A 25,331-nucleotide genomic window follows, 5' to 3' on the forward strand; every position below is an offset into this window, starting at 1 on the left:
ACCATGGCCAATGCGCAGCTTCAATCCGTGCTCGACCACATCGACAAGGAGTTTGACAACAGCCTGGAGCGTCTGTTCTCGCTGTTGCGGATCAAGTCGATCTCCGCCGATCCGGCCTTCGCGGCCGATTGCAAGGCGGCGGCCGAGCATCTTGCCAAGGACATCGCGAGCCTCGGCGTTGCGACTGAAGTGAGGACGACCGCCGGCCATCCCGCGGTCGTCGGCAAGAGCGTCGCGGGCGGCCGGCCGCATGTGCTGTTCTACGGCCACTATGATGTGCAGCCGGTCGATCCGCTTGATCTCTGGCACCGTCCGCCATTCGAGCCTGTCGTGACCGACCATGCCGACGGCCGCAAGATCATCGTCGCGCGCGGCGCCGAAGACGACAAGGGCCAGGTCATGACCTTCGTCGAGGCCTGCCGTGCCTGGAAGAAGGTGACGGGGTCGCTGCCGATTGACGTCACTTTCCTGATCGAAGGCGAGGAAGAAGTCGGCTCGAAGAACTTCGTGCCCTTCATCGAAGCCAACAAGGACGAGTTTAGGGCGGACTACGTGCTGGTCTGCGACACCGGGATGTGGGACCGCGATACGCCGGCGATCACGACCTCGTTGCGCGGCCTGCTCTATGAGGAGCTCAAGATCACCGCCGCCAATCGCGACCTGCATTCCGGCGTGTTCGGCGGCAGCGCGATGAACCCGATCCGGGTGCTGACCAGAATTCTCGGCGGGCTGTTCGACGATGACAACCGCATCACCATTCCTGGCTTCTATGACGGGGTGAAGGATACGCCGCCGGATATTCTCGCGCAGTGGAAGAAGCTCGACTTCACGCCGGATACGTTCCTCAAGCCCATTGGGCTCTCACTCCCGGCCGGTGAGAAGGGCCGGCTCTTGATCGAGCAGGCCTCGACGCGTCCGACCTGCGACGTCAACGGCATCTGGGGCGGTTATATCGGCGAGGGCTCCAAGACGGTGATCCCGTCGCATGCATCTGCCAAGGTCTCGTTCCGCCTGGTCGAAGGCCAGGATCCCGCGAAGATCCGCAAGGCTTTCCGCGAGTATGTGTCGGCGCGGATTCCGGGCGATTGCAAGGTCGAGTTCGGCGACCATTCCGCCGGGCCTGCGATCGCGCTCGACTGGAACATGAAGCCGCTCGCCGCGGCCAAGACCGCGCTGACGGAGGAATGGGGCAAGGAGACCGTGCTGATGGGCTCCGGCGCCTCGATCCCGATCGTCGCAGACTTCAAGCGCACGCTGGGGCTCGACTCGCTGCTCGTCGGTTTCGGGCTCGACGACGACAACATCCATTCGCCGAACGAGAAGTACGACCTCCGCAGCTTCCAGAAAGGCATCCGTTCGTGGGCGCGCATCCTCGCGGCGCTGGCGGAGGTGAAGTAGGGGGGCTTGCAAGCTGACATTCTGCAAAATGCTATCTTCGACAGAGTCTGGGCACCGCCAACGTTCCATCGAGGTTTGAAATGATTCTCGGCAGAACCGACGGTGTGTGGCTGAACGAACCGAAGAGATGGGCCGCAGAAGACGACAGCCTTCAAATCGTTACCGACAACGGCAGCGATTTCTGGCGCGCGACGCATTATGGCTTCAATCGCGACAGTGGACACTTTCTTGGTTTTCCGACTGGCGAGGCCTTCACCGCCGAACTACACGTTCAGAGCGACTTCCGCGAACTCTACGATCAAGCAGGCATCATGGTTCGCATCGACGAGCGGCATTGGGTTAAGGCCGGGATTGAGTTCTCGGACGGACGCGCCATGCTTGGGAGCGTGTTGACCGACGAGCGTTCCGACTGGACGACTGCACCGTATCAACACGATGCCAGCGATTTTTGGGTTCGCGCAACCGTCGACAAGGGTGTGCTTCGCTTGCAGATTTCGGCTGACGGCAAACTTTGGCCGCTGATGCGGCTGGCTCCATTCCCAAGGGCAAGCTGCTATCTTGTCGGGCCAATGGCCTGCACACCCGAGCGGGATGGGCTGAAGGTTCTGTTCACAAGCTTCCGTCTGTCGCCGCCGCTTGGCAGGCATTTGCACGATCTGAGCTAAGGGAGCTGCCCAGCGCGTTGCTTTCAAATAAAAACGCCGCCCGGAATTGGGCGGCGTTTCATTCCAAAAGGCGTAGAGGTTAGTTGACCGCTACCCTACACCAAATCCCGAAAATCTCAAGACCGGTAGCCCGGAAGCTCGCGGTCCAGCTTGCGCAGCAGCGGCGGCCACACGAGGTTGGTGGCGCGCAGCTCGGCACGGTCGCGGTTGGCGAGCAGCTCGGTGTTCTTGTCGATCGCGACATCGTCGACCGGATAGACCGGCGTGCCCAGCGCGCGCGTACGCACCTGCATCGAGCAGGCGCGCTCGAGGTGATACATGCGCTCGAAGGCCGAGGCGACCGAGCGGCCGACCGTCAGCGTGCCATGGTTGCGCAAGAGCATGTGGTTGTGGTCGCCGAGATCCTTCTGCAGCCGTGGCCGCTCGTCGTGGTCGAGCGCGATGCCTTCGTAGTCGTGATAGGCGAGGTCGTGGGTGACGAGCTGGGCGGTCTGGTTCAGCGGCAGCAGGCCTTCGGCGCTGCTCGACACCGCGGTGCCGTCGAGGGTGTGGAGATGCAGCACGCAGATCGCGTCCTCGCGCGCCTCGTGGATCGCCGAGTGGATGGTGAAGCCGGCGGGGTTGATGGTGTACTCGCTCTCGGAGAGCTGGTTGCCATGCAGATCGACCTTGACGAGGCTCGACGCCGTGATCTCGTCGAACATCAGCCCGTAGGGGTTGATGAGGAAATGATGGTCGGGGCCGGGGACGCGCGCGGAGATGTGGGTGTCGACCAGGTCGTCCCAGCCGTAGAGCGAGACGAGGCGATAGCAGGCGGCGAGATTGACCCGTTGCTGCCACTCGGCCTCCGTCATGTTCGACGGTACTTCCTTCAGGCGCGCTTCCGCTGGCGACATGGCTGATCTCTCCGAACTTCGTTGTTGCGGGGAGGGAGCGTAGTCTCGGTGATGGCCGGCGGCAAGGCGCTGAAAGCGCGGCAGTCAAGCGTAGCCCGCATGGGGAAAATTATTACGGTGCCGGGATCGAGAGCAGGCTGGAAATGCTGCTGCCGCGGATGTCGTAGACGCGGGCGAACACCACGTCGTCGCGCTTGATCTCGACCAGCACGGGCGCGGTGAGGCCCTTGCAGTAGAACTCACCGAGCGTCATGGCGAAATCGGCAGCATTGGAATCCCAGCCGATGGTGAAGTCGGGGCCGAGCGCGACCTGGGCGGGCCGCTGCGGACCGCACACGGCGACCTTCCATTTGCGGTTGCGCGGCGGCACTTCCTGGCGTTCGACCAGCTGCTCGCGCAATTCGTCGGAGGCCTGCTTCAGCGCCAGACCCCAATAATCCAGCATGAAGCGGTCGTCGGCACCGCGGACGGTGCCGGCGATGTGGTTGAAGTGCGTGTATTGATAGGGATGCAGCCGGATCATCTCGGCGAGCGAGAGCGCAAGGCCAAAGCAGAAGGTCGCGAGCACGACCGGCTGCCAGGTGCGGTGATTGGCGCGCAGGCGCTCCATGGCCCGGGCAAAGGCGACGCCGCCAAGCACCGCCATCGGCGGGATCACGAAGACGAAATGGCGGATGCCGTTGTACAGCGCCGGCCGCTTCACCATCGCGATCGCCAGCGGCAGCGTCGCTGCGAGCGTGAGCATCAGCAGGATGGTCTTGCGGCGGGCGGGAACCTCGCGGCGCGGCAGCAGCGCGAAGGTGCCGATCACGGCGCCGAACATCAGCACCAGCATCACCTCGGGCAACTGAAGCGCGAACAGCGTCGGCAGGTAGGACCAGGGCATGTCGGGCACGGATACGATCGCGCCGTCGAACATCTCCTTCCAGGGCTTCTCGAAGAAGTGCGAGAAGTAGGTCAGAGCCTCGAAGGGATTGCCGGGCTCCATGATCGACCACGGCCAGATCAGCCCCATCACGAGGTAGCCGAGCACGAGGCCGGGCAGCAGCACGTAGACGACATGAGCGAAGCGGCGGACCGACTCGCGCAGGCCCTCGTTGCGCAGTTCCTCCAGGAACAGCGGCATGAAGCCGATCACGGCGTAGACCAGCGCAAGGCCGCCGAGGATTCGGGTGCCGAGCGAGAGGCCGGCACCAAGGCCGACGATGAGGATCGTGCGCGGCGAAGGCTGCGGATATTCCTCGGCGAGGCGGACGAGACCCAGCATCAGGATGATCATGGCCACCGCGAAGGGCGCATCCTTCGGGTTCATGAACATGTGGCCGTAGAAGATCGGGCAGAGCGCGAGCAGCAAGAGAGAGGCAAGTCCCGCAAGGGGGCCACCGACACGGCGGCCGAGCCGCCACGTCACCGCAAGTCCGATCACGCCGACGACGGCGCCGACCAGACGGCGCGTCTCGAACAGCTCGAGCGGAATCACCTTGTGCAGGAGGGCCGCGACCATGTCGAAGCCGCCGCCATACATATAGAGGTTGGCGAAGGACAGTGCCGCGGTGTCCTTAAAACCGGAACCGAACATGCGCAGCAGCAGGTCGGCATATTCGGCGTGGGTGTAGTCGTCCCAGCCGAGCCCGTAGTCGCGGAAGGTCAAGCCTGCAATGACGGCGACCGCAGCCAGCACCAGCATGGCGAGATCGTCGCAAGTCCGTTCAACCGAGCGCCGCAGAGGCGTGTCGATCGCCGAAGTCGTGATGGATGTCATGGCTATTGGTGACCCGGAATCCCCTCTTGACCCTGCTGGCGCGCGCGGGCCTGCTCCCCGGAATCCCTATAGCGCAGTTCCATTACCAAGTAATTGGGCATTATGGCTAAATTCCTGATGCGACGCAGCAAATCCTACCAGCTTGAGAGCGCTTAGAAGTACCGAACCGTAGCTGAAGGGAATGTGAATAAGTCCCTGATTTCCTTCCCTTTAGGAACGCAGGCTGCAATTCGACGTTGGCGTGGAACACGGTATGACGGTATCGTGGCGTGACGAGTGTCGCGTATGGCTGCGCGGCCGGGGGTGAGTTCGATGGCGTTGGCATTGTTGATCGCAGGGATTTTCGCCGTTTTGGCGGGCCTCCTTGCGATCCTGTTCGGCTTCACCGTCAGGGAATTCAGTCTCGGCAGCACCCTCATAATGTCCGGCACCATTGGCGTCTGCTCCGGAATGTTACTGGCCGGCCTCTATGTCGTGGTCGCCGAACTGAAGGGCATTGCCCGCCGGCTGGCTGGATCAATCGCATCGCCCGAGGTTCGGGTCAGGCCCGTGCTGCCGGGTCTCGGGATGCCTGGAACGCCTGCCGCCGTGGCTGAGCCGCCGGGCGCAGGGAAGATCGAGGCGGCGCCGCCATTGCCGACCGCAGGCCCGCCGCCGTGGCAGAACGAAGCAGCCGCGCGCGAGCGTCCGCGCGTCGAGCCGCCGCCGGAGCCGGAAGTTCCGACCCCGCCTGAGGTTCCGGAACCGCCGCGCCGACGCAACCTGCTGTTCGCGTCGACCTCCCGCAAGGAGCGCGAGCGCGCGGAGGCGAAGACCGGCGAGGGCGTGCCGCCGCTGCCGCATGCCGAGCCGACAGCAGCGCCTGACGCACCGGACATTCCGCCTGCGAGCTTTGACGACGCCTGGCCGAAGCCGGGCCGTATGAGGCCCCCGGAGCCGCCGGCCGCCTCGCGGCGCCCGCCACCACGCTCGCCGTCGACCTTCGCGGAGGCTGCTCCGCCGCCTGCACCCGAGCCGGCGCCAGCGGCCGAGCAGGCGCCCGTGACGGTGCTCAAATCCGGCATCGTCGACGGCATGGCCTATTCGCTCTATTCCGACGGCTCGATCGAAGCGCAGATGCCGGAGGGCATGATGCGCTTTGCCTCGATCGACGAGTTGCGGTCCCATCTCGACCAGCGGTCCTGAGACCTGACGCGTCCAAGTCCTGCTGCGTTCAGTCCTGCCGCAGGCAAGTAGAGCGCGGCCATTCTCGTCGCTTCGCCAGTAAATCAACCCAGGCGCGTCAGTCGTTCCATTTCAGCCGAACGTATTGTTGACACGGAATACTTTGGCGTCGTCAATCCCGTGAGCGCAAGGTGGAGAAGGGTCGAGCCGATGTCGGATGCCGGGGCTAAGAATTTCATTGAGCTGACGGCGAGCATCGTGTCGGCCTATCTCAGCAACAATCCGACGCCTGCGGCTGAGATTCCGAACCTGATCAGCCAGGTGCATGGCGCGCTGGTGCGCGTTTCGTCGGGCCGCACCGAGACGGCGCCGCTCGAGCCGGCGAGGCCGGCGGTCTCGCTGAAGAAGTCGATCGCGCCCGATTATCTGGTCTGTCTGGAAGACGGCAAGCGCTTCAAGTCGCTGAAGCGCCATCTGCGCACACAGTACAACATGACGCCGGAGCAATATCGCGAGAAATGGGGCCTGCCGGCCGACTATCCCATGGTCGCGCCGAACTATGCGGTGGCCCGCTCGCAGCTTGCGAAGCAGATGGGACTGGGGCAGCAGCAGCGGAAGCGGAAGTAGAATTTCTACGAGGCTTCCGCGAGCGCCTCTTTCGCGTCGGTCTTGATACGCTCGACCATCGAGCGCAGGCCGTTGGAACGCTGCGGCGTCAGATGATCGCGAAAGCCGAACTCGTCGAATACGGCAATGGCGTCGGTCGCAAGAATCTCCTGCGGCGTGCGGCCGGAATAAAGCGACAGCACGATCGCGACCAGCCCGCGCACGATGTGGGCGTCACTGTCGCCGCGATATTTCAGGATCGGCGCGCCGCCATCGCGATGATCGATCAGCTTCTGAAGCCAGACCTGGCTGACGCAGCCGTTCACCTTGTTCTCGGCCGAATGCTCGGCCTCGGACATCGGTTCCAGGGTGCGGCCGAGCTCGATGACATACCGGTAGCGGTCGTCCCACTCGTCCAGAATCTCGAAATTGTCCCTGATTTCGTCAATCGTCGTCATGCTGGCCCGTGTTCCCGTTCAGGCCAATATAGGGTCGCAAGCGCGTGAAATCGATAGGGTTTGGGGCTAATTCGCCGGCGCCGGGCCGCGCCATTCCAGCGCGAGGTCGTCCTGGGACAGGGTGTCGCGTGGCGCCTCGCTCGTAGCAGTGTCGCCTTCGCCGGCCAGAGCGATCGAGCCGGTGTGGTCGGGCGCCTTCTTGTCGGGCTTCTCGAGCTGCTCTTTCTTGTCGTTGATGATCTGGTAGATCTTGCGCGCGCCGTCTTGCGCGCGTTGGCCGATGATGGTCGCGGCCTGTCCGCCGACCTCGCAGGCCGCCGGCTGGCGCTTGCAGAACTGGGTCACGTCGGAGACGGCCGCGGTCGCAGCCTGCACCGCGTCGGCGGCGCCGATCTGCGGCAGCTTGTCCGATTCGGGCGTCTTGTCCCGCGGCAGGAGCACCAGCACCAGCCCGAGCCAGAATGTGATGCGAAGCAGAAAGCGCATCTTGCGACCTGTATGTTAGATCCCGCCGCGGCGATCTCCGCGGATGTCGGACCTAGCAACTCTCGATAAATCGCAAGTGATTGCCTTCCGCTTAATTCGCGGAAAATTTACGCAAAAATCTTCGCAATCGACAGTCTCGTAAATTTTCGATTGACGTTCGTGCCCGTGATTCTGCCGGCGCGCCCATCCACCATTTCGAAACCATGCGGATCACGGTGAAACCCTGTGTTCACCATCCTCGCCGATGACGTCGTCAAATCGTCTAAAAAGCCCCGCGATGACACGGTGTCCGGCGGCGTGCCGCGCTGCCTTAGTGTTCGTTTAAGGTCGCTCTGACACGGTGGCTCAACGATAAGGAGGCGTTCCGGCGCGTCTTCTCGACGAGTGAGCCGAAGCGCGAGACCCGTGACAGTTTTGAGTATCATCCGCGATTGTCTCGATGCGCTGCTGCATCCTTCCGCGCGTTACGACGCGCTGACGCGAGCGCGCCATCGTGCCTTCATGGCCCCGCGGCTGCTCGGCAGCCTGGCCGCCTTTGCCGCATTCCCGGTCTATCTCGCCATGCGCGGCGCGCCGAGCGCGATCGAGGTCGCCGCGTTCGCCTGGCTGATTGCGCCGATCCTGTTGTCCTGGTTCCTGTCGCGCACCGGTCGTTACGAAGGCGCGCATGTGCTGTCGTCGCTGGCGCTCGCTGGCCTGATCATGGCGGTCGCGGCTACGACCGGCGGCATCGAATCATTCGCCGCGATCTGGCTGGTCGTGGTTCCCCTCGAAGCTGCGCTGTCGGCCTCGCGCCGCGTCGCGGCCTTTGCCTCGCTGCTGGCGCTGTCCTGCGCCGGCATCCTGATCCTCGTCAGCCAGCTCGGCTGGCTGCCGATTGGCGACACCAGCGCCGCGGAACGCGGCGTGCTGATGGCGTTCGGCGTCGCCTCGGCGACGCTCTATGCCGCAGGCCTCGCCTTCGGTGCGGAATCGCTCGCGCGCACCAGCGTCGCGCTGCTGTTGCGTGAGGAAGAGCGTTACCGCCTCCTGGCGCGAAACATGAGCGACGTCATCTCGCGGCATCAGCGCAACGGCGCGGTGCAGTTCATCTCGCCGGCGGTGGAAGCCATGGTCGGCATCCCCGTCGCGCAACTGCTGGGCCACGGCCTGTTCGATCGCGTCCATGTCGCCGATCGCCCGGCGTATCTGACGGCGCTGTCCGATGCCGCGCGCGGCGACGTGCGCAGCGTCGAGTTCCGGTTGCGCCGGGAGCGTGTCGGCTCGGAACGTGGCCAGGTTGATTTCATCTGGGTCGAAATGCGCTGCCGCCCGCTCGATCAGGATATGGGCCGTGATGCCACGCGCGAGGCCGATGTCGTCGCCGTGATGCGCGATGTCACCGACCGCAAGCTCGGGGAGCAGGCGCTCGACCAGGCGTGCAGCGCCGCAGAAGCGGCCGACGCCGCCAAGACGCGCTTCCTCGCCACCATGAGCCATGAACTGCGTACGCCGCTCAACGCCATCATCGGCTTCTCCGAGATGATCGCGCAGGAGCAGACCTTGATGCTGGGCGCGGCCCAGCGCAGGGAATACGCCCAGCTCATCAACGATTCCGGCCAGCATCTGCTCTCGGTCGTCAACGGCATCCTGGACATGTCCAAGATGGAATCGGGCAATTTCGAGATTGCGTCGGAACCGTTCGCGCCGCGTGCATCATTGATGCATTGCTGCAATCTGCTGGCGCTGAAGGCGCGGGAGAACGGCGTCGACCTCGTCACCGATGCGCCGCAGGACCTGCCTGTGATGACCGGCGATCCGCGCGCCTTCAAGCAGATCGTGCTCAACCTCGTCGCCAACGCGATCAAGTTCACCGAGCGCGGCGGTCAGGTCAGCGTAACAGCCGCGGTGTCGGGCTCGCAACTTGCGCTACGCGTCAGCGACACCGGTATAGGCATCGCGCCTGACGATCTCAAGCGCATCGGCGCGCCGTTCTTCCAGGCCGGCAAGACCTATCAGCGCCGTCACGAAGGCACCGGCCTCGGACTTTCGATCGTGAAGAGCCTGGTAGCGTTGCATCTCGGCGAATTGACGGTACAAAGCAGGCTCGGCGAGGGCACCGCCGTCACCGTCAAGCTGCCGCTCGTCTACACGCCGAAGGCCAACACTTCTGATGGCAAGATGTCTGACAGCAAGGCGAGCGAGAGCAAGATCGCGACCTTGACGCCGGTGCTGCGCCAGGAACTTCAGGACCATCCTCACGACCAAGTTCAGGACCAACCCGCTCTGGTGAAGAAAAGTGCCTAAGAAGTCTGCCAAGGACGAAGCCGCTCCGCGCCGCCGTGGTGCCAAGGCCGCGGTCATCGATGTCGAGACCGAGCGCAATCTCGTGCTGCGCGTGCTGTTGCATAGCCCCAAGGATACGCTGGCCGGTCTCGTCGCCGTCGCCGCGATCAGCGCGATCGTTGCCAATGCGCTGTTCCTCCAGACCGGCCGGCATCCGGCGCCGATGTTCGGCACCGTGATCAATCTTCCCGCGCCGTCGTCCCTGCCGTTGTCGAACCCCATGCCTCGTCCACGTCCCGTCGGCGCCGATACCTCGCCGCTCGAGCCGAGAGCGACGGAGTTTCGTGCCGAGCCCAAACCTGTCGAGCGCGCCGCCGAGAAGTCGCCGGAGAAGCCCGTCGAAGCGACCGCATCGACGCCGCGCTCGGGCGATCCCATGACCAATCTGGTCAAGCAGACGATTTCGACGCCGTCCGCCGCCATCTCGCGTCCGCCGGCGCCGATTCCCGTGCAGCAGAGCCCGGCCGCGCGGCGCATCGCCGGCGTGCAGCGGGCGCTGTCCGAATATGGCTACGGGAATTTGAAGATCACGGGCGCGATGGGCGGTGAGACCCAGTCCGCGATCCAGAAATTCGAGCGCGAGCATAAGATGCAGGTCACCGGTCAGGTGTCCGACCGCCTGCTGCGCGAGCTCGGCGCCGCGATCGGCCATCCCGTCGAATAGTCGTGATTGTTGTGCGAAGGCTGGTGCTGATTGCAGCGCTGGCCTATCGTGCGCTCCATGCGTTTGAAATCAAACATCTGGGTGTCAGCCTATCTGCGCCGGTGCCAGACCGAGGGCGTGTACGGCGCGGTGCGTCGTCGCGGCGCGGAGGAGGCGGGTGCGGTGTTCGTCAAGGTCTCGCTGCTCGACGGCAATGCGATGCTCTACGCGCCGGCGCCGCAGACCGTCTATGACGACGGCCGGCCCGTCGATCGTTTCTTCGTGCCGGTTGCGCCGCAGCCGTTGCCGGAGCACACCATCGAGGAACGGCTGACCAAGGAAATCCGCTTCGACTCGGACGTCTGGATCGTCGAGACCGAAGACCGCGCCGGGCGGCATTTTCTCGAGCTGGCGAAGGCCTAACGATCCGATCCGTCAGTACCCGTCCGCACCGCAGGCGCGGAGCCGGGCTGCACGCCCGGGCGCGTCTGGCTTGCGCCCATGCGCGCGCGCTGACGCTCGCTGTCGTGCAGCGAAGGCTGGTACTTTGCGCGGGTGACGGCGAGCGTCGAGCCGCGCCAGGCGGCCAGCATCACCAGCGCCGAGCGGTCGCCGAGGCGATCGTAGAGCCGCGACAGCCGGTACACGTCGGTCACGGAGTTGCCGATCTCCGGCTTGAAGAACAGCAAGATGCGTTGGAAGACCGGGCTCGGCATGTCGAGCGCGCGCGCGGCGACCGCGAGCGCTTCGCCGCTCGCATCGTCGACGATCTGCGCTGCGACGCGCGAGGGCAGGATCAGGCTGTCGCCGAGCTCGAAGGTGAAATTCTCGACATCGCCCGCGATCGCCGCCATCTCGAGGATCTGGATCGCGCGCTTGGCGCGCACGGTCGGAATCCGCGGCGCGGCCTTCAGCGGGGTCTGCGCCAGATTATGCAGGATCAGCGCGCGCTCGGAGGCGCCGGCGCGGAAGAACATGTCGTGGATCTCGGCCGCGTCCTTTGGCTGCATCGCCATGTTCGAGGCCATGCGCTGCTCGGCCTCGGTCGGCGTGCGAACCGGCGAAGGGGCAGGCGCGGGTGCCGGGATTTCGCGCGCGAGCGGAACCCTGCGGCCCTCCTGCGCGGCCGACAGTCCGAGCTTCTGCATGATCGGGGCGGGCGTCGACGGATAGATCGCAAGCCGCGCCTTGACGGCCGCGCGCGTCGCGTCGTCGACCTGGTCGATCAGCCGTGTGGCGAGCTCGATGAACTGACGCTGCTCGTCGTCGCTGTGGGTGCTCGACTGAACATAGAGGTCGGTCAGCACGCGCAGCAGCGTCGGACGAACGTCGACGCCTTCGCGACGGGAGAGGGTCATCAGCCCGTCGAATCCTGGAAACAACGATTTGGTCATGGAGAGATACGCGACCTGGAAAAGATACTCGCCGTCAGCCTATCGCGGGCTCCTTTAAAGGCTCGTTAAGGAAAACGAGGCGTGAAGCCGAACGCGTGCTTTGCAGCGTTCTCGTGCCGCAACGGGACGGCGGGCCCGGCCCGTGCGGTTACGGTCCCGCCGGCACGTTTACACCCCGTTAACCATGAACTGATCTTAATGATCCCATGTTGCAGAGGCGCGCCGGGTCGCGCGGCAATTGAAGAGAGCTGATATGGGGACCATCATCGAATTTCCGGCCGGTCGCCGGGTGGGCTCGTCGGGAGACGTGGCTCCACGCGCGGACATGGGAATGATTTTGATCCTCCCCGTGATCCGCATCGAGCGCGAGAGCGACGAAACCAGCGGCGATCGCGGGCCGGAGCAGGGCACAGCGCCGGGGCGCCGTCGTCGTCGCCGCTAGCCTTCGGCCTTTGCAATGCCGGAGAACCTCCGCCAGATCCGGCCCGTCGTAACGGCCATCATGCTCGCACTGCTGGGCGCGACGCTCGCCGCCTGTAGCGGCGGCGATTTCGGCCGGACCCGCGCCGACATGCGCAGCGACGACATGCATCGCTGGCTGGGCGAGGAAGTCACCTCCAGCGTCGGCCTGAAGCCATCCCAATTCCAGCTCACCGACGAGGAGCGCCAGCTTCGCGACCTCGCCTATCCCCTGATCGAGCCGCCGCTGTCGCGGCCCGCCTGGAAGAGCGTGTTCGGCGACTACAAGGCGCTGCCCTCGCCCTGGCGGCAAAAGATCGTGTTCGACCGCACCATGTACGGACGCACGCTGATCGACGAGCCGCACCGTTCGCATTCCTCGCGCTATGCGCAGCTGATCGAGGACGTGCGCAACGACATCACCCGCTTCGAGCCGTTCTTCGGCTCCGCGATCCGCGTCATCGACCTCGACAAGAAGCGCAATGCCAGCATGGCGCGCGTCTCCGGCCTCTCGCCGAAGGAGAAGGAGGACGCGGTCGAGCGCATGCAGGAGAATTCGCTGATCATCCAGTGGGTGCAGCAGTGCCTCGAGCAGCGCGTCTCGTCCTATCGCTGGGGTCTGGAGCGGCTGGTGATCCAGGCGCCGGACGGCATGGCCGCCGATGCCGACCGGCTGATCGGCGAACTCGCCGCCCAGACCGCCAACCCGCCGGTTGCAGCCCAGCCGCCCTACGGTCGCGCGGTCGTCTCGAAGGGCTAATCATTTCAAGGCTGATCATTTCACCGCTGCGCGCCGGCGCTTGATTCCATCAGGTTTGGCGCGCTGCTTCTGAAGCTTCCCGACAAAATCCTTCAGCGCATCCGTCAGCGGCTACCCCCGTCGATTTCCAACGCTGCCAGTGCGATGCGCATTAATGTTGGATGATCTCGGGGCATCCGGCCCGGCTCAGCGGGCGTCACCTTTGCCGACAAGCTGCTCTCGGAAGAATCCGACGATGCGCGCGTCAAAGTCGTGATGAAAGGCGATCCTGTCGAAACCCGGCGGATCCGTGCAAAGTCGCGCCAGCTTGGTTGCGGCCTGCGGCGTACAGGGAGGCAGGAAGGCAAAGTGACCTGCCGGCACGACGCGGACTTCCGGATTTCCAGGCAGCCTGTTGGCAGTCAGTGCGGAGTTTTTTGGATCGACGCCGCCGCCTCCCAGTTCCGAGCGCCAGATCTGCAATGGTATGCGAATGGCGGCCAGGCTCGCCGGGGAGAACATGAAGTTCAATGCCGTGTCGGCAAGGACGGCGGCCCGGATTCGGGAGTCGTGCGGAGGAGCAGGTGGAATGTTGCCGCTACGAAACTGCTCACAACCCAGCGATTTGTTTGTTTCAGTGCAGATCGATGCGATCTCTAGAAAGTCCGGTTCGGCTCCCGCCAGTATCAAGCCGGTGTAGGCCCCGGCGGAGAAGCCAAAAAAGCCGATTCTGGCGGGATCGATGGCCGCGCGATCGCGCCAGACGTTCAACATGAAGTCCACGAGCCGGATCGTGTTCGCTGGCCGCGCGTTTATCGTGAACAGGCTTTCGCTCAGCGATCGGTCGGCGCCGTTGTCACCGGGATAGTTGATTGCAGCCACGACAAAGCCGGCGTCCGCAAGCGCCTGCTCAACGTCATCGTGACCGCCAAACCAGCCGCCTCTGCCATGAGCGACAATGATCAGTGGCAGCTTCGTGCCGGTGACCGGGCAATCCTTCACGCCCTGTAGCGAGTCGATGAAATCCATCGTCAGCTTGCCCAGCGGCACGCGCTGCGGTTCTGCCGCGCACGGATACCAGATGGCGCCTGCCAGGCTGGGATCGGAATCAAGAAGCTGGATGCCTGCCGCCCGCGCAGGAGAAGCCAAAAAACAAAACACTGCGGCGCAAGCCCAATAGGCTCTCAGCGTCAAGGCAAGCCCCCAAGTTCGACGGCCGCCGATATTCCAATCGATGGCGACGGAATTGTGTCGCTGATATTGCGACCGGGCCAAGGATTAAACGCTGCGTTTTGACCAGCCGCTTCGCGTCACGATCGTCCACAGCCACGATCCCGTCGATTACGAGCGACGCGCATTGATCGCGCCCGTCAGCGCTGCCCGTCGTGCACGGAGATATCCGACGCTGCAAGGCCGCCGATGCGTGCGTGAGGGCGGCCGCCGGTCGCCATCACCAGCCCGAAGGCGATCTCGTCGCGCCGTGGCGAATCCCACAGCGTCATCTCCGCGGTGCCGAAATGGCTGCGGACATAGGCGGCGTGGATATGGCCGAGCGGGACCATCAGGCGCGTGCCCGGGCCTCCGATGGTCTTTGCCGCCGGGACGATCGCTTTGGGATGCCCCAGCACCTCGCGCATGCCGTGGCCGCCGGCTTCGTGCCATACGGCGCCGTGCTCGAGCTCACCGTCCTCGCCGACGATGATGCCCTTACCGTAGGCTTCGACGTGCGAGGCGCCGCCGAGCTGCGCGGTCAGCCGCGTTGCAAGCTCGCGCCCGAGCTCGCGCAAGGACGCCTGAAACGGCATCAGGTCAGGTTCGAAGCGGCCCGCGAAGGGATTGCGGATCACCGCGACGGCGGTCCCGACCAGTAGCGGCCTCTCCAGCCGGGGACCGCGCTCGTGCCAGATGGTTTCGACGCTGAGCGCGGTCTTTCGAATCTCGTACGACGACATGCGCAGGCTCTATGCTTCGTCGACGACGGGATTGCGCAGCACGCCGATGTTCTCGATCTCGACCTCGACCACGTCGCCGGGCTTGAGGAAGACCGGCGGCTTGCGGGTGAAGCCGACGCCGGCCGGCGTGCCGGTGGCGATGACGTCGCCGGGGACGAGGTCGAAGATGGTCGAGCTGTACTCGATCAGCCGCGGGATCGAGAAGATCAGCATCGAGGTGTCGGAGGATTGCACCACCGCGCCGTTGACGCGCGTCTCGAGCTTCAGCTTGTTGGGGTCGCCGATCTCGTCCGGCGTCACCAGCCACGGACCGAACGGGCCGGTGCCGACGAAGTTCTTGCCGGAGGCGATCTGCTGGGCGTGACGCTGCCAGTCGCGCACGCTGACGTCGTTGTAGATCGAGTAGCCCGCCACGTGGTTCCAGGCGTCGGCCTGGCTGATGTGACGGCCGCCTTTGCCGATGACGACGGCAAGCTCGCCCTCCCAGTCGAAATTGTCGGAGACTTTCGGCCGGATCACCGGCGCGTTGTGCGCGACCTGGGAGCGCCAGACCCGGAGGAAGATCGGCGGAAATTCCGTGATCTCGCGCTTCATGCCGAACGCCACGGCTTCATTGTGGTGGTCGAGATAATTGCGCACGGCGCAGACGATCTTCTCCGGACGCGGGATCACGGGAAGATATTTGACGTCGCTCAGCGCCATCGTGGGCTTGTGCCCGGCGACGATGGCCTCGCGCCGCGCATAGTCGTCGCTGCCGAGGAAATCCGCGAGCGTCGGGTACTGGGGCAGGGCGCGACCGAGATCCACGACGCTATTTTCGACAACGGCCCCCCAGCTTTCCCGATTTCCGTCCAAGAACGACAGCAGCTTCATGGTTACGCCCCAAAGGTTGGCATTTTCGATCTCTCCTATTATTTTCGAAAATCTGGCGGGGCGCAAGCCCACGGCGATAAAAAGCCGTTACCGCCTATTCGGCATCGAGCAGGTGCGCGGCATATGTCGCGACGTTGTCGGCGGTCGAGCGGATATGCGTCTCGATCAGCTGCGCCGCGAGATCCGGTTTGCGCGAGATGGCGGCCTGCATGATCGCCTGGTGCTCGCCGGCCTTGTCGCGCGGCCGCGGCCGGAAATTGGCCGACAGATGCCGATAGCGCTCGGCGCGATCGAACAGCTCGGCGCGAATGGCGAGGAGTGTCGCGGAGCCGCAGGCGGACACCAGCGCCTGGTGGAATTGGCGGTGGGCGATCTTCCATTCGGGATCGCGCAGTGGATGTTCGGGATCGCGCTGCTCGATTCGCTTCAATCTGTGCAGCGTCGAGATGACGGCGATTTCCCAATCGTCGTCGCCCCGCTCGATCGCGCGGCGGATCAACTCCACCTCGATCAGCACCCGGGCATCGGTGACCTCCACCAGATCCTGACGGCTGACCGGCGCGACGCGATATCCACGCTGCTCCTGGGCGTCGACCAGGCCTTCGGCGGTGAGTGCCGTCAATGCCTCGCGTAGCGTCGTGAAGCTCACGCCGAATCGTTCGCGCAGGACGTCGAACCGCAGCGGCTCGCCCGGGGCCAGGCCGCAGGCAATGATGTCCTCGCGCAGCCGATGGGTTATGTCGGCGGCGATGGTCTTGCCGAATTCCTTGCGGGGCCGAATGGCGCTGTCGGGCATGGTTTCTGCCATTGAATCGATGGCCCAAGATGCCGCGCCAACGAGCATCTTGCAATAATTTTCGTAAAGGATATTATTTTCGAAAATATGGCTTGGGAGGCGTGTGACATCATGATAGCGGTGCTGGTGCGTCAGCCGGGTGGGCCGGATGCACTCGAGTTGGTCGAGCTTCCGGTGCCTGTGCCCGGACCCGGCCAGGTGCAAATCCGGGCCGAGGCATTCGGCGTGGGGCAGCCCGATGTGCTGATCCGGCGTGGCGTCTACAAATGGATGCCGCCGCTGCCGGCCAATCCCGGCAATGATGTCGCCGGCCGCATTGCCGCGCTCGGGTCCGGCGTCGAGGGGTTTACGATCGGCCAGAAGGTGCTGCTGAGCGCGCGCGATCTGTCGCAGCGCGGCGGCTGCTACGCCGATTATGTGGTCGCGCCCGCTGACGCCATTCATGCGCTGCCCGACAATGTCGACCTGCAGGCGGCCGTGTGCCTGTCGAACTACCAGGTGGCTTACGCGCTGCTGCACGAGTGCCGGCATCCGCGCGCACCGGCGAGCGTGCTGGTGATCGGGGCGGCCGGGGGTGTCGGCACCGCACTGGTGCAGCTCGCCAAGCTCGCGCAGATGAATGTCATCGGCACCGTCTCCACCGAAGAGAAGGCCGCGTTCGCGAAGGGCAACGGCGCCGATCATGTCATCTACTACCGCCGCGAAGACGTGGTGGCGCGGACCCGCGAGCTGACCCATGGCGAGGGCGTCGGCCTCGTGCTCGATCACGTCTGCGGGCCCGAGTTCACGGGCTATCTCGGCGCGCTCGGCAAATGGGGGACGCTGCTGTCGTACAACGCCTTCGCCGGATTGCCGGAAGAAAACCTGATGGCGGCGATGCGCGACCATCTCGACATCTGCCCGGCGATACGCTGCTTCTCCTTCCACATCTATGACCACGACCGCGACGGGCGTCGCGCACTCATGCGCAACGTGATCGATGCGCTGAGCCGCAACGCGATCAAGCCGGCGATCTCGGCGGTCCTGAAGCTCGACGAGGTCAGGCAGGCCCACACGCTGCTCGAGCAGGGCTCCGCGCTCGGCAAGATCATCATGACGCCATGAGGGGGTGGATTGCACGATGACGACACAAGCACCCATTGCACGCTTCACCCGGCTCCGGCACGCGAGCTTTGCCTCGCCCGATCCCGAGCGGTTGCTCGACTATTACCGCGCCGTGATCGGTCTTGGCCTCGTCGGCCGCGACGGAAATCGCATCTTCCTCGCCAACGATTCCGAGCAGCTTTCGCTGGTGATCGAACCCGGCGACGCGGCGCTGACGAGCATCGCCTTCGAGATATCTCCCGATGTCCAGATCGAGGCGCTCGGCGCCGCGCTGAAGCAGGCAGATCTGCGGCCCGAACTTCAGAGCGATCCCCTGCCTGGCGTTTCCAGGCTGCTGTCGTTCAGCGATCCCGAAGGCACGCGCTTCGAGTTGATCCAGGGCTGGACGCCGACGCCGGCGCAGGAGCGGATCGGTGCGCTTGCCGTCACCAAGCTTGGCCATGTCGCCCTTCGCACGCCCGATCCGCGCGCGGCCTCGGAGTTCTACGCCAACGCCATGGGCCTGCGGGTCTCCGACTGGATCGAGGACCGCTTCGTCTTCATGCGCAGCGGCTATGAACATCACACGCTGAACTTCGCCCGCGCGCCCGGCCGCGGCCTGCATCATGTCGCGTTCGAGCTGCGGGGGCCGACCCACATGCAGCAGGCGTGCGACCATCTCGCCCGGCACAAGCTCCCCGTTCTCTGGGGACCGGTACGTCACGGCCCGGGCCACAACACGGCGATCTATCACCGCAATCCCGACGGGCATCTGGTCGAGCTGTTCCACGACCTCGACCGCATGACAGACGAGGAGCTCGGCTATTTCGAGCCGCGTCCCTGGCATCGCGACCGACCGCAGCGGCCAAAAGTCTGGGTCGGCCTGCCGCGCGACGTCTGGGGCATGCCGCCATCGCCTGAATGCACGGAGTTCGCCCGCTAGCGGATTCAGGGTTTGAATTGAAGAACGCCGCCTCGCTGCGGCCAACGAAATAACAATCAAAGGGAGAAGCATCCATGCGACGGATGAAGCGGCTTGCTGCGGCGATTTTTCTGCTTGGCGGATTTCTTGGCAGTTGTCTCGCAACCACCCCGGCGTCGGCCGACAATTATCCGTCGCGCCCGATCCGGCTGCTGCATGGATTTGCCGCCGGCGGCGCGGCAGACACGCTGTCGCGCATCATCGCCGACGGGCTCTCGAAAAAGCTCGGGCAGCCGATCATCGTCGAGGCCAAGCCTGGCGCCGGCGGCAACATCGCCGCGGATGCCGTCGCGAAAGCGGCGCCCGACGGCTACACGATCGGGCTCGTCACCGGCGCTCACGCAATTTCCGCGGCGACCTACAAGAGCCTTGCCTACCAGCCGGCCGAGAGCTTCGAGATGATCTCGACGCTGGTCTATTACGCGCTCGTCATCGCCGTGCGCAGCGACTACCCGGCAAAATCGCTGGGCGAGCTCGTCGCCATGGCAAAGCAGAAGCCCGGCGCGCTCAGCTTCGGATCGGTCGGTTTCGGCAGCACGCATCATCTTGCAGGAGAGCTGTTGAACGCAGCCGCCGGCGTCGAGATCGTGCACGTGCCCTATCGCGGCGATTCCCAATCCGTCACCGCGTTGCTCGGCGGAGAAGTTCCGGTGATCGTCGGCACGCCGGTCCTGCTCGCCCCGCAGATCCAGGGCGGTGCGATCCGCGGCCTGGCGGTGACCTCGCCGACGCGCACCGCATTGTTGCCGGACGTGCCGACGGTTCAGGAAGCCGGTATCAAGGGATATGACGTGCGCACCTGGGCCGGCCTCCTGGCCCCGAAGGGAACGCCGCCCGCCATCATGGCCGCACTCAATGCGGCGACGCGCGGCGCGCTCGAGGATCCCGACCTCAAGCAACGCCTGGAGACGGCCGTCGGCGGCGAGGTCCGCGGCAGCTCGGCTGAGGAGATGAAGACACTGATCGAGACCGAGATCGCCAAATGGACGGGCGTGGTGGAACGGGCGAAGATTCCGAAGATCTGATCCCAAATAAGACAGGGGCCCGTAAGCCTATCGCGCTTCGACCACCTCGCCATCCTCTTTCACGAACCGGCCGACGGGATTGTCCAGGAGATCGATGACGGCTTCCGAAGGCCGGCACAGGCGTGTGCCCTTGGAGGTCACCACGATCGGACGGTTGATCAGGATGGGGTGCGCGAGCATCTGATCGATCAGCTCGTCGTCGGACCATTTCGGGTCATCGAGGCCGAGCTCCTTGTAGGGCGTGCCTTTCTCCCGCAGCAGCGCGCGAGCGGAGATGCCCAGGGCCTTGACGAGCTCGACCAGCTTTTCGCGGGATGGCGGCGTCTTCAGATATTCGACGACGACCGGCTCGGCGCCGCTCTGCCGGATCATCGCCAACGTGTTGCGCGAGGTGCCGCAGTCGGGGTTGTGATAGATCGTGACGCTCATGATCGGACCTCAACCGAAGTGGCGGCCCCGCCAGCGCCTGCTTCGTACCAGCCTCTGGTCGCCTTCACGATGCGGACGACGGATAGCATCACCGGCACCTCGACAAGAACGCCGACCACAGTTGCAAGCGCTGCGCCGGAGTCCAGGCCGAACAAGCTGATCGCGGCAGCGACTGCCAACTCAAAGAAGTTGCTCGCGCCGATCAGCGCTGCTGGAGCGGCGACGCACCAGGCCACGCCAAACCGCCGGCTGAGCCAATACGCCAGGCCCGCATTGAAATAAACCTGGACGAGGATTGGCACTGCGAGGATCGCGATCACGCCAGGCTGCCTGACGATCTGCTCTCCCTGAAAGCCGAATAGGAGAATCAACGTCGCCAGAAGCGCAACGAGCGAAAGAGGTTGCAGCATCCGCAGGCTGCGGGCGAAAGCATCGCCGCCCTTTTGCAGCAGCACCCTTCGCCACACTTGCGCGACGATCACGGGGACCATGATGTAGAGCAAAACCGATAGCATCAGCGTGCCCCAGGGGACGCTGATGGAGGCCACCCCGAGCAGCAGTCCCACGAGCGGTGCGAACAGGAAAACCATGATCACGTCGTTGAGCGCGACCTGGCTCAAAGTGTAGTGAGGCTCCCCCTCGCATAGATTGGACCATACGAACACCATCGCGGTGCAAGGCGCGGCGGCCAGCAGGATCAGGCCGGCGATGTAGGACGGGATCTGGCCCGCCGGCAGCATCGGCGCGAACACATGGCCGATGAAGAACGTGCCCAGCAGCGCCATCGAGAATGGCTTTACGGCCCAGTTGATGAAAAGGGTAACGCCCACGCCGCGCCAGTGCTCACGGACTTGGCCCAGCGAGCCGAAATCAATCTTCAGCAACATCGGCACGATCATGAGCCAGATGAGCGCCGCAACCGGCAGGTTAACCTTGGCAACCTCAGCGGTCGCGACCGCAGCAAAGAAGCCTGGCATGACATGTCCCAGCGCTACGCCGGCCACGATGCAAAGCGCAACCCAGAGAGTAAGGTATCGTTCGAAGAGTCCCATGGGCTACGCCACATCGTCATTGGAAAGGGATGCGCCATCGGAGCGGCCGATCTCGCGCAGCTTGGTGCCGAGCGACAACTTGTCGATGCTCCTCAGCGGGAGGTTCACAAAGGTATCGATCCGGTTCTTCAGGTAGCGGAAGGCCGTGACGAATGCCGCCTGCCTCTGCAGCTCCGTGCCTTCGGCAGCGGCGGGGTCCTCGATGCCCCAGTGCGCGGTCATCGGCTGCCCTGGCCAGATCGGGCAGGCCTCACCGGCGGCGTTGTCGCAGACGGTGAAGACGAAATCCATCACCGGCGCATCGGACGCGGCGAACTCCAGCCAGCTCTTCGAGCGCATCCCGCCGGCGGGATAGTCCATACTTTCCAGCGTTCGGAGTGCCAGCGGGTGGACCGCGCCTTTCGGCGTGCTGCCGGCGGAGAAGGACTGGAAGCGGCCGGCGCCGTCCTTGCGCAGGATCGACTCGGCGAGGATCGAGCGCGCCGAATTGCCGGTGCACAGGAACCGGACATTGTAGATCTGGTCAGGCACGGACTCGTCCCTTTCGTTTTGGAGAGCAACAGGCTTGAAGGCTGTCGACCACCGGCTCGCACACCTCGGGCCGCCCGCCGCAGCAATCCCGCAGCAGGAAAACCGCAACGTCGCGGAATTCGGCGAGGTTGGCGCGATAAACGATCGAGCGGCTGTGCCGTTCGGACGTCACCAGGCGCGCGCGCGTCAGGATCGACAGATGCGCCGAGAGCGTGTTCTGCGGCACTTCCAGCAGGCGGGCGAGATCGCCGGCCGCAAGGCCGTCGGGCTCATGCCGGACCAGCGTCCGGAACGCCTCCAGCCGGGTCGATTGAGACAAGGCGGCGAGGGCGAGAACGGCTTCTTCGGTTTCCATATATCCAGATTTACGGAACTAACTCGGGCGCGTCAATCCGGAACTCAACCCGTAGGGCGACCGTGCTGGTATTTCGAACATTCCAGAATTATGGTTTGACAGTTCGGCATCAGCAGGCGCATCGTGGCGGCCATGAAGATCGATGACGCAGCAGCACGCCTCGAAGCCCTGGGTAACCGGACGCGACTCCAGATCTATCGCACCTTGGTTCGGGCTGGGCACAAGGGCATGCCTGTCGGCCGCTTGCAAGAGAAGCTGAAGATACCGGCGTCGACGCTATCGCATCACATCAAGACGCTGGTCTCGGTCGGGCTCGTCAGCCAGGTCCGGGAATCGACGACACTGATCTGCCATGCGAATTTCGACGCGATGCGGGGCCTGGTCGATTTCCTGGTGGCGGAGTGCTGTGCCGACGAGGTCGGATGCAGGGACGCCAAAACAGCGGCCTGATTTTTTTGACGAAATATTCCATGATTCCAGAAATATGGGAGAAGCCGGATGAACGGGAAGACGGTAGCGATCATCGGGGCAGGGCCCGTCGGCTTGGCCGCGGCCGCGCATGTATTCGAACGCGGCATGTCGCCCGTCGTGTTGGAGGCTGGCCCCGAAGCGGGGCACGCGGTTCGCCAGTGGCAGCAGGTCCAGCTCTTCTCCCCATGGGAGTACAATATCGACAAGGCCGCGGCGCGGCTACTCGCACCGACCGGATGGAATTCACCGGACCCCCAGTCTTATCCAACGGGCGGCGAGCTGCTCGATCGATATTTGACGCCGCTTGCGACGCGCACGCCGCTGCGCGATGGCATCCGGACCTCGAGCCGTGTCACGGCGATCAGCCGCGTCGGCTTCGACAAGGCGAAGACGAAAGGGCGCGAGCAGGCGCCGTTCGAAATCCGCTACCAGAACGGCAAAGGTCCCGAAGTGCTGCGTACCGACGCCGTGATCGATACATCAGGCACATGGTTCTCGCCCAATCCCGCCGGAGGTAATGGTCTGCCCGCGATCGGCGAGCGTGAATGCGCCGGCCGCATCGCTTATGGCATGCCCGACGTCCGCGGTGCCGGCCGCGCCAGATATGCAGGGAAGATCGTTGCGGTGCTCGGCGCTGGTCATTCTGCGGTGGGTACACTGATCGATCTCGTGCATCTCGCGGGCGAGGTACCGGGGACGCAAGCTGTCTGGCTGTTGCGCGGCGCCGATCCCGCCAAGGCTTTTGGCGGCGGCCGCAATGACAAGCTTGCCGCACGCGGAGAGCTCGGCAGCGCCTTCGCTGCGCTCGTTGCCTCCGGGAAGATCAAGGTCGAAACCGAATTCGGCGTCACGCATCTGTCGGAATCCGAGGGCCGCCTCGAGATCGCGTCCGGCTCCGGTTGCGGCGGACGAAGCGTGATCGTGGACGAGCTGATCGTCTCGACGGGCTTTCGTCCCGATTTTTCGTTCCTGTTCGAATTGCGCTTGCGGCTCGATCCCGCCATCGAGGCGCCGGTCGCCCTGGCACCGCTGATCGATCCCAACGAGCACAGCTGCGGCACGGTTCGCCCGCACGGCGCGCGCGAGCTTTCGCACGATGAGCCGGGCTTCTACATGGCTGGCATGAAGTCGTATGGCCGTGCGCCGACCTTTCTCATGATGACAGGGTATGAGCAGGTCCGCTCGATTGCGGCCGATCTCGCCGGCGACAAGGAAGCCGCCGCAAGGGTGGAGCTCGTGCTGCCGGAGACCGGCGTCTGCACGCGCGGCGGCGTCGAGTTCACCGCAGCCGAATCGGGATGTTGCGGTGGGCCGGCGAAGCAGGAACCAACGGCCTGTTGCGCCGCCGACGAGGCGGCGAAGAAGGCCGGCGCTTCGGGGTGCGGTTGTTCATGAAGGTGGTTGTTGCAGGTGAAACCGGAGATTTGCTCACTTTCGTTCGTGCGCCGTTTCGGCCTGGGGGCGGGAGGACAGCATTCGTAACCTGAGCGGTCGGTCTCTGATCGCGGTGATGTGCATCGGCCAGGTCGGCAATCTGCTGCCGCATGTAACGTTGTCCGCGAATCTGGCGCAGCATCTGATGCCGGCGTGGGGGCTGTCGGCGGCCGAAGGCGGCTTGATGGCGAGCGGTTACGCGTTCGGCTACATGCTCGCCGTGCCCGTGCTGACGACGTTGACCGACCGGATCGACGCACGGCTCGTCCTGCTCTGGGGCTCGATCGTCAGCGGGCTGGCGACCGCCGCGTTCGGAATCTTCGCGCAAGGGTTTTGGTCCGCGACCGCGATCTGGTCCCTGGCAGGGCTTGGATTTGCCGGCGCCTACATGCCGGGCCTGAAGGCGCTGACGGACCGGTTGCCCGCCGGCGACACCTCGCGCGCCGTCACGCTGTACACGTCGAGCTTCTCGGTCGGCGTCGGCCTCTCGTTCCTGGTCGCGCAAGTGATCGCCGACCGCTGGGGATGGCGGACAGCTTTCCTTGTCACCGGCTTTGGACCTATCGCAATGGTCGTCGCGTGCCTTCTGATGCAGGAGCAGCGGCCCGCGCCGAAGACGGGACGTCTTTTGAACTTCGCGCCCGTCTTCGCCAACCGCGAGGCGCTCGGATACATCTTCGGCTACGGCGCCCACTGCTTCGAGCTCTACGGCATCCGCACCTGGCTGGTCGGGTTCTGGACCTTCGTCGTGGCGCATCAAGGCGCGCCGTCGTGGTTGAGCCCCGTCGTGCTGAGCTTCTGCTTCGCGGTGATCTCGATGCCCGCCAGCATCCTCGGCAACGAGGCTGCGCTGAAATTCGGCCGCCATCGCGCGATCACGGTCGTGATGATCGCGTCGGCCTGCGTCGCACTGATCATCGGGCTCAACGCGACGGCGCCGGCATGGGTGCTCGCGCTGCTGCTGCTCGTCTACGGTTTGACTGTGCCGGCGGATTCGGGCGCGTTGACCGCCGGCATGTCGGCCGCGGCTGTGTCCGAACATCGCGGCGCGACCCTGGCCCTGCATTCGACGGTCGGCTTTGGCCTGTCGGCTGTCGGCGCCTGGGGCACCGGCGCCGCGCTCGACGCGGCCGGCGGCCCGCAGAGCGCGACCGGCTGGCTGCTGGCGTTCAGCGTTCTGGCGGCCGGAATCGCGTTGGGTCCGTTCGCGCTGCTGTGGGCGCGGAGGGGGCAGCCCAGAAATCATCTGTCATGAGCGTGCTTGGCGGCTATGTTTCCGGCGATTGCGAGAACTGTCGCGGCGGGACGCGTTGATCACTGTCAGGCTCGCGCGAGCGCGCCTTGTCGGTTGCG

At 64.7% G+C, this 25,331-nt stretch carries 28 protein-coding genes; 15 read left to right on the forward strand and 13 right to left on the reverse strand.

What is annotated here, in order from left to right; translation table 11 throughout:
* Positions 1–3: 3 nt before the first annotated feature.
* Both JQ591_RS00555 and JQ591_RS00560 read left to right on the forward strand, forming a co-directional pair.
* Positions 4–1,398: a M20/M25/M40 family metallo-hydrolase gene (locus JQ591_RS00555; RefSeq protein WP_211394094.1), complete on the forward strand. Its 1,395-nt coding sequence runs from the start codon at positions 4–6 to the stop codon at positions 1,396–1,398.
* An 80-nt stretch (positions 1,399–1,478) separates the two neighbouring features.
* Positions 1,479–2,063 carry a DUF1349 domain-containing protein gene (locus tag JQ591_RS00560; RefSeq protein ID WP_211394095.1) on the forward strand — a complete coding sequence of 195 codons (585 nt, stop codon included), beginning with the start codon at positions 1,479–1,481 and terminating at the stop codon, positions 2,061–2,063.
* 116 nt (positions 2,064–2,179) lie between these two features.
* On the opposite strand, the gene JQ591_RS00565 is transcribed toward JQ591_RS00560, so the two are convergent.
* Both JQ591_RS00565 and JQ591_RS00570 read right to left on the reverse strand, forming a co-directional pair.
* Positions 2,180–2,959 carry a class II aldolase/adducin family protein gene (locus JQ591_RS00565; protein WP_211394096.1) on the reverse strand — a complete coding sequence of 260 codons (780 nt, stop codon included), beginning with the start codon at positions 2,957–2,959 and terminating at the stop codon, positions 2,180–2,182.
* Between the two features lie 112 nt (positions 2,960–3,071).
* The gene (locus tag JQ591_RS00570; RefSeq protein WP_211394097.1) at positions 3,072–4,721 is read right to left on the reverse strand and encodes an ArnT family glycosyltransferase; all 1,650 of its coding nucleotides are present in this window, start codon (positions 4,719–4,721) and stop codon (positions 3,072–3,074) included.
* A 312-nt stretch (positions 4,722–5,033) separates the two neighbouring features.
* On the opposite strand from JQ591_RS00570, the gene JQ591_RS00575 reads away from it, so the two are divergent.
* Together JQ591_RS00575 and JQ591_RS00580 are read left to right on the forward strand one after the other, a co-directional pair.
* On the forward strand, positions 5,034–5,906 hold the full coding sequence (locus tag JQ591_RS00575) for a DUF308 domain-containing protein (RefSeq protein WP_211394098.1): 873 nt from the start codon (positions 5,034–5,036) through the stop codon (positions 5,904–5,906).
* Positions 5,907–6,095: 189 nt separating this feature from the next.
* The gene (locus tag JQ591_RS00580; RefSeq protein WP_211394099.1) at positions 6,096–6,512 is read left to right on the forward strand and encodes a MucR family transcriptional regulator; all 417 of its coding nucleotides are present in this window, start codon (positions 6,096–6,098) and stop codon (positions 6,510–6,512) included.
* Between the two features lie 5 nt (positions 6,513–6,517).
* Here JQ591_RS00580 and JQ591_RS00585 read toward each other — a convergent pair whose 3' ends face one another.
* Positions 6,518–6,949: a SufE family protein gene (locus JQ591_RS00585; RefSeq protein ID WP_211394100.1), complete on the reverse strand. Its 432-nt coding sequence runs from the start codon at positions 6,947–6,949 to the stop codon at positions 6,518–6,520.
* 66 nt (positions 6,950–7,015) lie between these two features.
* Positions 7,016–7,435, reverse strand: a complete 420-nt coding sequence (locus tag JQ591_RS00590; protein WP_211394101.1) for a DUF5330 domain-containing protein — start codon at positions 7,433–7,435, stop codon at positions 7,016–7,018.
* 405 nt (positions 7,436–7,840) lie between these two features.
* Here JQ591_RS00590 and JQ591_RS00595 point away from each other — a divergent pair, with 405 nt between their 5' ends.
* Genes JQ591_RS00595 through JQ591_RS00605 form a run of 3 tightly spaced genes read left to right on the forward strand, consistent with a single transcriptional unit; the run spans position 7,841 to position 10,826 of the window.
* Positions 7,841–9,721 carry a PAS domain-containing sensor histidine kinase gene (locus tag JQ591_RS00595; RefSeq protein WP_211394102.1) on the forward strand — a complete coding sequence of 627 codons (1,881 nt, stop codon included), beginning with the start codon at positions 7,841–7,843 and terminating at the stop codon, positions 9,719–9,721.
* The gene (locus JQ591_RS00600) at positions 9,714–10,424 is read left to right on the forward strand and encodes a peptidoglycan-binding domain-containing protein (RefSeq protein ID WP_211394103.1); all 711 of its coding nucleotides are present in this window, start codon (positions 9,714–9,716) and stop codon (positions 10,422–10,424) included. The genes JQ591_RS00595 and JQ591_RS00600 overlap by 8 nt, the downstream gene beginning before the upstream one ends.
* Before the next feature lie 57 nt (positions 10,425–10,481).
* Positions 10,482–10,826 carry a DUF1491 family protein gene (locus tag JQ591_RS00605; RefSeq protein ID WP_211394104.1) on the forward strand — a complete coding sequence of 115 codons (345 nt, stop codon included), beginning with the start codon at positions 10,482–10,484 and terminating at the stop codon, positions 10,824–10,826.
* Here JQ591_RS00605 and JQ591_RS00610 read toward each other — a convergent pair.
* Positions 10,823–11,797, reverse strand: coding sequence for a DUF2336 domain-containing protein (locus JQ591_RS00610; RefSeq protein ID WP_211394105.1), 975 nt, complete (start codon positions 11,795–11,797; stop codon positions 10,823–10,825). The genes JQ591_RS00605 and JQ591_RS00610 overlap by 4 nt on opposite strands.
* 253 nt (positions 11,798–12,050) lie before the next feature.
* Here JQ591_RS00610 and JQ591_RS00615 point away from each other — a divergent pair, with 253 nt between their 5' ends.
* Both JQ591_RS00615 and JQ591_RS00620 read left to right on the forward strand, forming a co-directional pair.
* A complete protein-coding gene (locus JQ591_RS00615) occupies positions 12,051–12,239 on the forward strand; it encodes a hypothetical protein (RefSeq protein ID WP_211394106.1) in 189 nt (62 codons plus the stop codon).
* A 15-nt stretch (positions 12,240–12,254) separates the two neighbouring features.
* Positions 12,255–13,016, forward strand: coding sequence for a hypothetical protein (locus JQ591_RS00620; protein WP_211394107.1), 762 nt, complete (start codon positions 12,255–12,257; stop codon positions 13,014–13,016).
* A 186-nt stretch (positions 13,017–13,202) separates the two neighbouring features.
* On the opposite strand, the gene JQ591_RS00625 is transcribed toward JQ591_RS00620, so the two are convergent.
* The 4 genes from JQ591_RS00625 to JQ591_RS00640 all read right to left on the reverse strand — a co-directional run bounded on the left by JQ591_RS00625 (position 13,203) and on the right by JQ591_RS00640 (position 16,616).
* Positions 13,203–14,189: an alpha/beta hydrolase family protein gene (locus tag JQ591_RS00625; protein WP_249136320.1), complete on the reverse strand. Its 987-nt coding sequence runs from the start codon at positions 14,187–14,189 to the stop codon at positions 13,203–13,205.
* 176 nt (positions 14,190–14,365) lie between these two features.
* Entirely contained in the window at positions 14,366–14,947 is a 582-nt protein-coding gene (locus JQ591_RS00630) for an amino acid synthesis family protein (protein WP_211394108.1), read from the reverse strand.
* Positions 14,948–14,956: 9 nt separating this feature from the next.
* Positions 14,957–15,820, reverse strand: a complete 864-nt coding sequence (locus tag JQ591_RS00635; protein ID WP_211394109.1) for a fumarylacetoacetate hydrolase family protein — start codon at positions 15,818–15,820, stop codon at positions 14,957–14,959.
* Between the two features lie 94 nt (positions 15,821–15,914).
* Positions 15,915–16,616, reverse strand: a complete 702-nt coding sequence (locus JQ591_RS00640; protein ID WP_211394110.1) for an FCD domain-containing protein — start codon at positions 16,614–16,616, stop codon at positions 15,915–15,917.
* A 225-nt stretch (positions 16,617–16,841) separates the two neighbouring features.
* Here JQ591_RS00640 and JQ591_RS00645 point away from each other — a divergent pair, with 225 nt between their 5' ends.
* The 3 genes from JQ591_RS00645 to JQ591_RS00655 all read left to right on the forward strand — a co-directional run bounded on the left by JQ591_RS00645 (position 16,842) and on the right by JQ591_RS00655 (position 19,706).
* The gene (locus JQ591_RS00645) at positions 16,842–17,720 is read left to right on the forward strand and encodes a zinc-dependent alcohol dehydrogenase family protein (protein WP_349630354.1); all 879 of its coding nucleotides are present in this window, start codon (positions 16,842–16,844) and stop codon (positions 17,718–17,720) included.
* Between the two features lie 16 nt (positions 17,721–17,736).
* A complete protein-coding gene (locus tag JQ591_RS00650) occupies positions 17,737–18,642 on the forward strand; it encodes a VOC family protein (protein WP_211394112.1) in 906 nt (301 codons plus the stop codon).
* A gap of 74 nt (positions 18,643–18,716) precedes the next feature.
* Positions 18,717–19,706, forward strand: coding sequence for a tripartite tricarboxylate transporter substrate binding protein (locus JQ591_RS00655; protein WP_211394113.1), 990 nt, complete (start codon positions 18,717–18,719; stop codon positions 19,704–19,706).
* Positions 19,707–19,733: 27 nt separating this feature from the next.
* Here the strand turns inward: JQ591_RS00655 and arsC are convergent, their stop codons facing one another.
* From arsC to JQ591_RS00675, 4 genes are read right to left on the reverse strand one after another with little or no spacing between them, the layout of a single operon-like run.
* Positions 19,734–20,135, reverse strand: coding sequence for an arsenate reductase (glutaredoxin) (gene arsC, locus JQ591_RS00660; RefSeq protein WP_211394114.1), 402 nt, complete (start codon positions 20,133–20,135; stop codon positions 19,734–19,736).
* Complete coding sequence (gene arsB, locus JQ591_RS00665) at positions 20,132–21,187, reverse strand: ACR3 family arsenite efflux transporter (protein WP_211394115.1); 1,056 nt, start codon at positions 21,185–21,187, stop codon at positions 20,132–20,134. The genes arsC and arsB overlap by 4 nt, the downstream gene beginning before the upstream one ends.
* Positions 21,188–21,190: 3 nt before the next feature.
* Positions 21,191–21,718, reverse strand: coding sequence for an arsenate reductase ArsC (locus JQ591_RS00670; protein WP_211394116.1), 528 nt, complete (start codon positions 21,716–21,718; stop codon positions 21,191–21,193).
* On the reverse strand, positions 21,711–22,073 hold the full coding sequence (locus tag JQ591_RS00675; RefSeq protein WP_211394117.1) for an ArsR/SmtB family transcription factor: 363 nt from the start codon (positions 22,071–22,073) through the stop codon (positions 21,711–21,713). The genes JQ591_RS00670 and JQ591_RS00675 overlap by 8 nt, the downstream gene beginning before the upstream one ends.
* A gap of 132 nt (positions 22,074–22,205) precedes the next feature.
* Between JQ591_RS00675 and JQ591_RS00680 the strand changes: the two genes are divergently transcribed.
* The 3 genes from JQ591_RS00680 to JQ591_RS00690 all read left to right on the forward strand — a co-directional run bounded on the left by JQ591_RS00680 (position 22,206) and on the right by JQ591_RS00690 (position 25,233).
* A complete protein-coding gene (locus tag JQ591_RS00680; RefSeq protein ID WP_211394786.1) occupies positions 22,206–22,523 on the forward strand; it encodes an ArsR/SmtB family transcription factor in 318 nt (105 codons plus the stop codon).
* A 48-nt stretch (positions 22,524–22,571) separates the two neighbouring features.
* Entirely contained in the window at positions 22,572–23,939 is a 1,368-nt protein-coding gene (locus tag JQ591_RS00685; RefSeq protein ID WP_211394118.1) for an NAD(P)-binding domain-containing protein, read from the forward strand.
* 115 nt (positions 23,940–24,054) lie between these two features.
* Positions 24,055–25,233, forward strand: coding sequence for an MFS transporter (locus JQ591_RS00690; protein ID WP_211394119.1), 1,179 nt, complete (start codon positions 24,055–24,057; stop codon positions 25,231–25,233).
* Positions 25,234–25,331: the final 98 nt, after the last annotated feature.

The organism is Bradyrhizobium canariense (genome assembly GCF_018130465.1).
In the GTDB taxonomy this organism is placed as follows: domain Bacteria; phylum Pseudomonadota; class Alphaproteobacteria; order Rhizobiales; family Xanthobacteraceae; genus Bradyrhizobium; species Bradyrhizobium canariense_C.